Source organism: Cohnella panacarvi Gsoil 349 (genome assembly GCF_000515335.1).
Lineage (GTDB): Bacteria > Bacillota > Bacilli > Paenibacillales > Paenibacillaceae > Cohnella > Cohnella panacarvi.
Genome location: NZ_KI911563.1, coordinates 4762582 through 4772825, shown reverse-complemented (window position 1 = coordinate 4772825; position 10244 = coordinate 4762582). Strand labels below are relative to the sequence as shown.

The window sequence follows — 10244 nt, the reverse complement described above, 5'->3', positions numbered from 1 at the left end:
ATCCAGAAATCTTTGCTTTACGAGACATAAAGAACTCCCCCAATGATAAACAGTTTTATTATTTCAACTGTCTACCATAGGGGGAGCATATCAATGCCAATCAAGGTTAATCGTTTTTAGTCAGCTGGTAGTATTCAAAGACCGAACTACGAACGAGCTAGCATATAACTTAAAGCACACACTTGCATCTTATTGAAAGTAGGATGTATTACTTGCCTAGCTTTTCTTTTCGCTCCTTGTTTTGAAATGCAATTATTACTTCATAAGCATCCTTTGAGCTTTGTTTTGCTTTTTCAGCTTCTTCAAGAGTTATTTCAATTGTACGGAAATGAGGGACTAGTTCCCCCTCATCATAGTTTAAAAAGTATCGTCCATTTTCTTCACTTATTTCAATTCCATAATCAGAAAATACGACGTTCACATTAACACTCCTTTATTTAATAATTTCTGTTACATTGAGATTGTCTAAAGGTACTTGATCTATTATTGCTTCAGGTATTCCACCACCAGTATAACCTCCGGGAATCCATTGGTCATTTGCTCCCACCTCATTTCCATCTGGCATCCTTAATCCTGCGGGCTTCGGGATATCAACTCGAACAGGTGATTTTCCAAGAGTGCCAGGGTCAAGACTAAGCAATTCTTCTAATTTAGATACATTTCCACCAGACTCAGAAATTAGTACATCTGCAACAGATTTCGGCATTACAAAAGTACCTGATGGTGGTCCTAAAGGTCTTGTTGGTGCTGCAGCCTGAATTTTAGTAACACCACCATCAAACAGAGCTAGGTGGTTATCAATATACTCTTTCGGTAAATAATTTGAAGGATTCGGTCTTAATCCTTTATCTGTTGCTAGTATTTCGCTAACAATTTTGGGATCAAGTCCTCTTGTACCCTCAATCACTCGCCCAACATCAACCACTTCATCTACACCCGATAATCCTTTATAACCTTTGTACAGCCCCCTGCCGCCCTTGATGGCAGGAGCGATGGCTCCTGCTATGCCGAATCCATAGTCCCACCCGTTGAGCTCCTCGCCCGTTACGAGATTCTCGCCTGTCGCAAGTTCGATCGCCGACTTGACTTGGCCGATGATGGGAAGCAGATCAAGCGCCAGCGATCCCATCACCTTTTGTTTCTGTCGGTACATCTCATACGTCTGCACTCGACCGTTGATGTAGTTCTGAATGTTCTCCGCTTCCGCCGCGTCGATCGGTTGGAACGTTCGCGGATCGTAGCCCTGCTTGATTGCATAGATGAAGAAATCCGTATAATCGGACTCTCTCTCATCAAGAACAAATCCAGAAATCAGTATGAGATTCGAGACGTAATAATACTCGCCGACCAACTGCTCAAGCTTACTGAAATCCACTTGCATTCGGTTTCCGTCGGCGTCGATGAAGTAAAGCGCGTCTACGCCCGGAGTTTCTCTGTCATATTCGCCGAGATATGCCCGATAGTCGATCGGCTCCTCCGGCGCGGGGCATGAATTGGCCGGAGGTACGGCATTCGCTTTCGCTTGCTCCGTAAACCGCTTTCTATTGGTTTGGCAGTTGGGTATCGACAAAGGTCCGATTGAGTCATTCTGAGGAATAATGAAATTCAAAATGTCCCTTTCAGCAGCCATAAAAATAGCACCGACCGCATAAGTTCGGTAAGTGCCGAGATATTAGTATTATCACTGTCTACTTGACGGAGTTCAGTTCACTAGCCAATCAAGATTTGGTTTATCATTCCAATGTCGTAATTCATTTCACTACTCATCTCTCTTACCGGTTCCAAAAAACATTTCATTTTGATATTTTATGATAATATTATATGCATCCATTGAACTTTTTTTTGCAATTTCAACTTCATATTCAGTAATTTCTATTTCAATCATTCTATCGCTAATTTCCCCCGCGTCATAAATCATAAAATATTTCCCTTCCCTGTTCTCAATTTCCACTCCGTTGCCGGTAAATATTTTCATCCGTCATCCTACTTTCCCAATATATTTTCTTTAACTGTATAATCGCTTTTTGGTACTGGATCTATTACTGCTTCTATCACCCCACCAGGTTTTGTGTATCCTCCGGGGGTCCAATATCCTGGCCATGCACCTGCTTCATTTCCACTTGGAATTCTTATATTTTGTGGATTAGGGATATCCACTCTTACAGGATTTAATCCAAGATCTCCTGGGTTTAATCCTAATAATTCCTCTAGTTTAGATACATCCCCACCTGCTTTTCTAATTACTTCATCTGCAACTGATTTAGGCATAACAAATGTTCCAAGGCCAACACCTTCAATATCAATTGGTGGCTTTGATTTGATCTTGGTGACACCATCTTGAAACTGACTTAGATGTTGGCGTATATAGATTTCACTGAAATAGGTCGAAGGGTCCGGTCTACTACCTTTTGGAGTATTCAAAATTTCATCAATTTTAGCTTGATCTACTCCTTCTTTTTTTAATATATCATTTATTTCATCCCATGATTTAATTCCTTGAATAGAATTGGAACCCTCAATCACTCGCCCAACATCAACCACTTCATCTACACCCGATAATCCTTTATAGCCTTTGTACAGCCCCCTGCCGCCCTTGATGGCAGGAGCGATGGCTCCCGCAATACCGAATCCGTAATCCCATCTGTTTAGCTCATCGCCTGTTACGAGATTCTCGCCTGTCCAAAGCTCGATCGCCGACTTGACTTGGCCGATGACGGGAAGCAGATCAAGCGTCAACGATCCAATTACCTTTTGTTCCTGACGGTACATTTCATACGTTTGCACTCGACCGTTGATATAGTTCTGAATGTTCTCCGCTTCCGCCGCGTCGATCGGTTGGAACGTTCGCGGATCGTAACCCTGTTTGATCGCGTAGATGAAGAAATCCGTATAATCGGACTCTCTCTCATCAAGAACAAATCCAGGAATGAGCATAAGATTCGAGACGTAATAATACTCGCCGACCAGCTGCTCAAGCCTACTGAAATCCACTTGCATTCGGTTCCCGTCGGCGTCGACGAAATAAAGCGCGTCTACGCCCGGAGGTTTTCTGTCATATTGACCGAGATACGCCCGGTAGTCGATCGGCTCCTCCGGCGCGGGGCAGGAATTGGCCGGAGGTACGGCATTCGCTTTCGCTTGCTCCGTAAACCGCTGTCCGTCCTCGCTTGCCAACCATTCGGTTAACGCGTTATAGGCATCGCCTACGCCGTCGAACGAATTNTCCAACCACGATCTGCGATGCCTTCCCGTTATTTCGCCGACTTTGCTCTTGATTTGCCCTTCNGCGCTGTCGTATTGTTCGATGGCTCTCCGCATGAAGTCGCTNATATTGTACATTCGATCTTCGAGTCCGCGCAATCTTTGCGTCGCGTACGAGATTCGATATTGAAGCTGCCTTCGGGCCTTGATCGCCGGATCCACGCCATATGCCGCGGAAGATAGTCGAGCGGCCGCGTTAGATAAACTAGACGATAACTGCGAATGTCTGCTTCTAAGTTGCTCTACCGTCTTCAAATCGATTTTGAAAGATGACATGCCCACCCCTCCTTCCTTTAGGTTAGGTATGCATTGAAGGACTCCCCAAAGAGAAGCCCCATAGTTACCACGTTACTTTCAAGATGAAGCCTTCGTCCGCCTTCTTAGATGCTCCCGTATTCAATGTGTAGGTTTGGATGCGAACAGAACCGGTGCCGGACTTCAGGGAATTGACGACCTCCGGCGTAAAAGATAGAACGCCCGTATCTTCGTGGTGATGGCCTTCGTGTCCTGACAGGTCCATTACAAGCCTATCTAAGAGTCGGCTCGAATCCGGCGTCATCTCGGTCCATGTAAATCTGACGTTCGAAGCTCCCGCCACTACTGAAACCGGACGGGCTTTATTCGATTTAGCGTCTTCTTCCGTTCCTAGGGCGTCTAGGCTCACGAGTACTTTTCCTCTAAGTGATACTTCGCCGGCAGAGCCATGGAACTGCAGCAAGCGCCGCATCACGGCGATGGCTTGCTCCCGGGTGTAGTTGTCTTGGGGTTTGAACCCTTGAGTCGTACCTTGGAATAACTTCAGATTGCTTGTCATATCGACCGCGTCAAGCGCCCATTGAGCAATGGATTTGCGATCTGAATAGGGGTAATCTTCCGTCGATAGATTCGCTGTCTGGATGCTCTGGAGCAGGTTGGACATCATCATGGCAGCCTCTTGTCGGCTGATGTTGTTCTTAGGTTTAAATTTCGTCGGACTAACTCCGTTGACGATGCCGAAGCTATACGCTTTGGTTACGTCGATACTGTCGGTATCCTCGAAGTGATGATCCAGAGCGGTTTGAATAAGTCTCGTTCTCCCTTTGCTCATAAAATCCAATACCGATACGGTTAACGACGCGAATTCTTCCCGATCGATATAACTTTTGTAATTGAACTGAAGCCGCTCGGGGACAATTCCGTTGATGACCATCCAATCGACATCCTCTTTCGCCCAAGCAGAAACCGCCTTGTTGGAAGTATCCACCGCTGCAGGAACAGGAATATATTCCACATCCGGATACCGATCGTTAGATTGCTTCTCCTCTTCCTGCTTCGCCAGCTCTTCCGCATTATTGGAGCTGTTCTGGGGGATGTGAACGGCTTTCGTTGCCGCACCCGCGAATGGAGCCGACGAAGCGAGGAGCAATGCCAGGAGCGCAAGCATCGTAATGAATTGGATTATTTTCATACGACTACACTTCCTTCTGTGAATGAAGGGGGCCGGAACCCCCTCTCTTCTCTAGTGGGTACCTGAAACTTTAAGATCGTCGGCAGACGATTTGGATGCAGAGTATACGGCGATCACGGGATGCGGAATACCGGTCAAAGGCCATGAGACTCCTGCTACGTTCAGACTCCCGTTACCCGATCCCTTGTATTGCAGCGTGTAAGTATCGCCGACTGCCTTGATATCCGCCGCCAGGACGATTACTCCGGTGTTATTCCGAAGAGCCTTAATATTGGCTTGAGTCGGCATCTGGTTTTTCCTTACGACTACTGCCGACGACGGCAGGACGTATGAGAAGTGCCATCTTTGAGCTTGCATTCCGTATTCGAGCATAGCTAGCCGATTGCCAGGATTCTTATTGAGTCCGTTTGTCGCGTCTCGACCGATGTACGTGCGATTGCGGCCTGTGAGCTCTAATAACTGAGAAGTTCCGTACATATAGCTGCCGGAAGGCTCGGCGGCTTTTCCTACTGCGGAATCGCCTCCGGTCTGTGCGAATAACGCCGCGATCGTCGAAGTCATATCGCTTTCGTTAGTCGTAACATTCCGGCGTTTATCTTGCGCCTCCCAATCCAATCGAACCGGATTTGCATAGTCCGGCGCGGATTGGCCACCGTCATTCTTGTTGATCAGCTTGTACATCCCGTCAACGTTCATGTATACATCTACAGGAGTAATACCGCCGTTCTGCAAATTCACATGATAGAAGTAAGGCGTAATCTGCATGTTGCTGTAATAGTTGCCGATCGTCTGAATGTCGGAGAGAACTTCGTACCCGAATCTTAGAGGCTGGTTCCTGAGCGCCGGGATGCTATTCTTCTCCGGAGACAACGGGAACGCGATCGGATTCTGCTCTAAGTGGCCTAGCATTCCCCAAGTATTCAGGAACCTCGTGCCTGCCGATACCGGCTCCCCTCTAATGTTCACCGTATCTCCGATGATCCATCGCTGTACATTCGGATTGACTTGAGGCACGACTTTCGGAACCAGCCACTGTGTCGAATCAATCGGCTGCTTGAACAGGTTCGAGAATCTAAAGTCCCCGGTGTCTTCAATGACCATGTTCCCGATCCTGCCTACTACATCGACTTGGTACTTCTTGTTCGTGCTATGCTTGGCCGCATAAGGTCTCTGAGCGTTATACCTTACCTTGTTCGTAGGCGTATCCCCGTCTTCGATCTGTGAATTGATGGCTATGCTCTTCCATTCGACCATAGCGCTAATCTTCTCTCGGTTAGCCAGCGGCACATAGAAATCGTACAGATATCCAGGGCTCGTAACAGGGAGTTGGATCCATTCATTCGCTTTGTACATCGTGTTGTTATAGATCACGTTAAAGTCGAACTTGACATACTTCGCTTTGGTCCATTCCGTAGTGTCCATTCCGTCCGTGAAGCCTTTGCCTCTGATCTCGGTCGTTTGCGCCCAACCCCATTGACCGTTACCGAAGAAGTCTCCCGTATTCGGAAAATAAAGCTGGAACCCGTAATCGAGAAGTACGAAGTTGCCCGGTGTGTACCCGCCCGCCGGAGTATTCGGATTGACGGTTACAGCCTTCAGAATGTAAGCGTCGGAAGGAGGCGAAGTGTCGGAGCCGCCGGCCGTAGTCGTAATGACTTTCGTAGGAATACCTACTTCTTCTACCGGCGGCAAAGTAATGACAGCCATTCCGTTGCCCGATCGAATCCCCGCTTGCATAATTCCCCCAACTACTCCGCCTATGTAACCTGAACCGCCTTGGCTAGAAGCACTGGACCCGTCCGTACTCGAGTATCCGCCGTAGTACCCTCCACCGCCAGGACCTACGTTGTTCGAGCATCCGTGCGAATAAGACTGCCCGGACCCGAGAGAATAGCTAGCGGCGCTGTTATTGCCGGATCCGCCTGAAGCGTCACCGCCTCCGCCTCCGCCGCCAGCTACGATGATCCTTTCGGACAAAGAATAACTGCCAGTCCTAATATCGGTCGCTCCACCGCCGGTAATGGTTCCCGAACCGTTACCGCTCGAAACACCGCCGCCGTTATAGGAGTTTGTGCCGCCTACTTCGACCGCGATCTTTTGTCCGGCGACAAGATTTATGCTGCCTTTCGAATAGCCGCCTTTACCTCCATTGGAATATCCGCCTTGAGCTCCCCACACTTCCAATGTATACGTCCCGTCTCTTGGGGCTGTGAAGTACTGGGTCGAACCCGTGAAATTGAACGTCTCCGTAGAACCGGACTGCGGAGCCACATAGTCGGGGTTAGGCACGACTTGCGTTACTTCGACGGAATCGACGGCCACGAATTCCTGCAAGCTCATGTTCTTCAAGGATAAGTTATCCGCGAATAGATGGTCTCTACCGTGAGACGTATCCTTATTGTCGCCTTTGACCATATGGATCCGAAGGTACGCGGCATTGGACGGAGAGGTCATCGTGAACGACTTGCGAGTTACCGTTCCCGTGTTCACGACTTTGTCGGTCGAACCTGCGCTGACACCTGCATATTGATGACCAGCATCATAGAAGTCGAGCGCGAAATATCCTTCGCATCTGTGACAGCTTATATCGCCTTCGAACTTGTACACCGTGTTCGGCTTAACCGGAATGTCCTTCCAATAACCGCCATTCGTTCCAGAGACGGCTACGGAGTTGATCTCGAAAGTATGGACCCCAGGACCGATCACCCATGTATCCCCGGTTCTGCTCGTGAAAGCGATATTCGAAGCGCTGCCCTTCGCAACCCACTTGTTCCACCCGGCGACGGTACCATCGACGTTAATGATCTCCGCGTCCGGGTTAGGGATGATGTTCTGCCTATAGTTAGGATCGAGCACTCTCTCGTACTCCGCCATACCTTCCTGCTTATTGCCTCCTCCCGGCGTCGTACGTTGATCCAGACTGCTCGGCAACGATATGACCGTCGCGTGTTGGACGGATACAGGGTCATGGATGACAACATCGTTCACCTTCGAGTGAATGGGCGAATAAGGCGACGTGAAGGTCAGACCGGTTCCTCCGTACGTTGCGTCGCTTTGAACAGGATACGCCGTAGGTTTGTTTTTCGGATTGTCGTTAAGGACGTTCCTATAGAACACGGTAGATGTTCCGGTCATGTACAGACCGTTCGACAACGTATCCGGAACATCAAGGTTCGTAGCCATAAGTCTCATATAAGGCGAAGGTCGTGGCGTTCTGTTCTTGCCTGCAGGCTTCGAGTCGAATATCGTGGCAACCGTACCCGTCGATCCTCCGGAATACTTGGCGGTCGGGGTCGAGAAGCTACCGTTGTACGAACCGATCTTGATCGTGGCAGCCTTGTCCCACTTCGCTGCCGATAAGGGATTGTTCGTCCACATCGTATCGAAGTCTGTTATCGGTACGTCCAACTGCTCCGTCACCTTAGCCGTATTCGACGGCTTCTCGAAGTACATGACTGACTGGTCTCCTGAGGAGGTCTGCAGGATCAAAAAGTCGGAGATGGCCGTAACGTTGCCGGTAATATTACGGCGTTCCGTGAACTTGGCCTGTTCTTTCTTAGGTCCGCTGTCCTTAGAGTTAGTCAGGCAATTATCGGACTCTCCTTCGCTCCAATAGACGCTGTCATGTTGATCCGTCTCTACGGAGTAGCGGAGCCGTCCGGCGGCACTCGTATCGGAGGCTGCTCTGTTATAGAAGAAAGTAGGATCTCCTTGAGTGATCGATGCGGTTATATCGTTAGTCCCGACGAGAGTAGCCATTCCATCGACTTTGGATCTTTCGATCTTCCAAACAACGGCTTTGTTGATCTTCATATAATCGAACGTTACCGTTTGCGTCCAAGTGTCGGTGTACCCTCCGACTTTGGTAGAAGGGTAGCCCTGCTGTATCCAACGATATTTCTGGCCCTCGATGGGGTTGCCTTCACTATCAGTGCCTTTGATATAAGATCCCGGTTCGAGCGTGACGTTCTCCGTATAAGGCGCGCCGCAAGCATCAATCTTCACTCTGGCCTCAGGCTTTGACGGCGGGGAGTCATTCTGCCATCCTCCCGGCTTTTGCTCCATTGCCCATCCGTTCGGCACGGAAATAAATTCCGATTTATACGACCGGGTTTGAGTTACTTTAGGAACATACTCCACCTGAACGTCCACGATGAACTCCGAGCCGCCGGACGCGAAATACAGACTTCTCGTCGTCGGCGTGCCGGACATCGCATCGAACGTTTCGTTCGAGCCGGTTCCCGAAGGCTGAGGCGAACCTTCTTTGATCTCCGAATAAACTTTAGGTACGCTGGAGAAGTCTCCAAATTCCCCCGGTTCAGGTCTGAACCATGTCAGAATAGTCGATTCCTTCGGACGACTGCACAGTTTACTCACTGTCGTTCCGGACTGATCCGTCGCCCAGATTCTTACATCCGCATTATAACGGAAGCTTACCCTTCCTCCTTCAGGGATCGGATAGTTAGTCAAGTCGTCGTAGTAGAGGACTTTGCTTCCGTTATCACCTTTGAGCAAGGATAGCAAATCATTCTTCGTCACAGATATGGCTTTAGCTTGATTCCATGGCGCTGAACCCGGATCAAGATCAGGCGTGAACGTACTAGTCGTTGACCAGATCGGAGCAGCTCCCGTGTTGTCCAATCCGGATAGTTCATGGTTGTCGTTGCGGAAAGTCCTAATCTGGATCTTGAAGTTCGACTTTCCGACCACCCACTTTTCCCAATTCTCTATACTCATCTGATCGGTCTGTTGAAGATCGACTTGCATCGTTATCTTCTGACCGATCTTCGTATTGTCTGCCGGCACTTCGCCTTCTAACTTATCCTTATTAGGTATAGTAGCCGTGGTGAAGCAATCGCAGGGGACATCTGTGTCGTATAGAGCAATTACATAAGATCCTCCAACGTAGACAGCCGGATTACGTTCTGTCAGGGTTGTGCCCATTCTAACCCATTCCGGACTATCGGTTTCTTTAGAACAGTCTTTTGCCACCGGATCCTTAACGCGGGTAATATACGAACATTGAAGGAAATACTTCTTCCCGTCGGATCCGGTTAGCGTGTCGGGTAACCTAATTCCGTTTCCGTATGCAGTTCTCTTAGGATCATACCCCCATGCTGGCCATTTACCAGTTTCATATTTTTGATCTTTCGGAGGACCGAATGTGCTCTTCACTTCAGTTTGAGCTTTAATGCTTTTCCTGTCTGTCGTATTTAGATACTGTACGTAGATTGGATAAGAACCGTAAAATGTTACAGACATGTCATAGTAATTTCTGAAGTAAAGCGGATTAGCCCATGGCTCCGCATCGTAAATTCCCTTTCCAATGTAATCGGTTGAACCGAACCCCTTGCTGTTGTTCCTCAATTGCGTGAACTCGGTGGTAAACTCCGGATAATCGTCGTCATTTCTGACTCTAAAGATAGTACTAACGAAAACTGTCTGACCATCCTTTATATCTTTGAACAAAGGATTTGCTGACAGAATGTCGGATAATTTATCTTTTGGTATTTCCCATCTACTCACGATGATATTA

At 48.4% G+C, this 10244-nt stretch carries 6 protein-coding genes; all 6 read right to left on the bottom strand.

Annotated features, from left to right (window positions below):
* Nucleotides 1-208: 208 nt before the first annotated feature.
* Complete coding sequence (locus COHPA_RS0122735; protein ID WP_027088444.1) at nucleotides 209-421, bottom strand: hypothetical protein; 213 nt, start codon at nucleotides 419-421, stop codon at nucleotides 209-211.
* Between the two features lie 12 nt (nucleotides 422-433).
* On the bottom strand, nucleotides 434-1630 hold the full coding sequence (locus COHPA_RS24760) for a pre-toxin TG domain-containing protein (RefSeq protein ID WP_027088443.1): 1197 nt from the start codon (nucleotides 1628-1630) through the stop codon (nucleotides 434-436).
* A 129-nt stretch (nucleotides 1631-1759) separates the two neighbouring features.
* Nucleotides 1760-1975 (bottom strand): hypothetical protein, encoded by a 216-nt coding sequence (locus tag COHPA_RS0122725; RefSeq protein ID WP_027088442.1) that lies wholly within the window; start codon nucleotides 1973-1975, stop codon nucleotides 1760-1762.
* Nucleotides 1976-1983: 8 nt separating this feature from the next.
* Nucleotides 1984-2769, bottom strand: coding sequence for a pre-toxin TG domain-containing protein (locus COHPA_RS26555; RefSeq protein ID WP_425393720.1), 786 nt, complete (start codon nucleotides 2767-2769; stop codon nucleotides 1984-1986).
* 832 nt (nucleotides 2770-3601) lie between these two features.
* Nucleotides 3602-4708 (bottom strand): S-layer homology domain-containing protein, encoded by a 1107-nt coding sequence (locus tag COHPA_RS0122715; RefSeq protein ID WP_027084148.1) that lies wholly within the window; start codon nucleotides 4706-4708, stop codon nucleotides 3602-3604.
* Between the two features lie 51 nt (nucleotides 4709-4759).
* On the bottom strand, nucleotides 4760-9514 hold the full coding sequence (locus COHPA_RS24750; RefSeq protein WP_027088440.1) for a glycine-rich protein: 4755 nt from the start codon (nucleotides 9512-9514) through the stop codon (nucleotides 4760-4762).
* Nucleotides 9515-10244 lie beyond the last annotated feature (730 nt).

Coding starts and splice junctions, on each gene's coding strand:
- COHPA_RS24760 (WP_027088443.1), bottom strand. CDS start 1,630: ATGGCTGCTGAAAGGGACATTTTGAATTTCATTATTCCTCAGAATGAC.
- COHPA_RS0122725 (WP_027088442.1), bottom strand. CDS start 1,975: ATGAAAATATTTACCGGCAACGGAGTGGAAATTGAGAACAGGGAAGGG.
- COHPA_RS26555 (WP_425393720.1), bottom strand. CDS start 2,769: ATGTACCGTCAGGAACAAAAGGTAATTGGATCGTTGACGCTTGATCTG.
- COHPA_RS0122715 (WP_027084148.1), bottom strand. CDS start 4,708: ATGAAAATAATCCAATTCATTACGATGCTTGCGCTCCTGGCATTGCTC.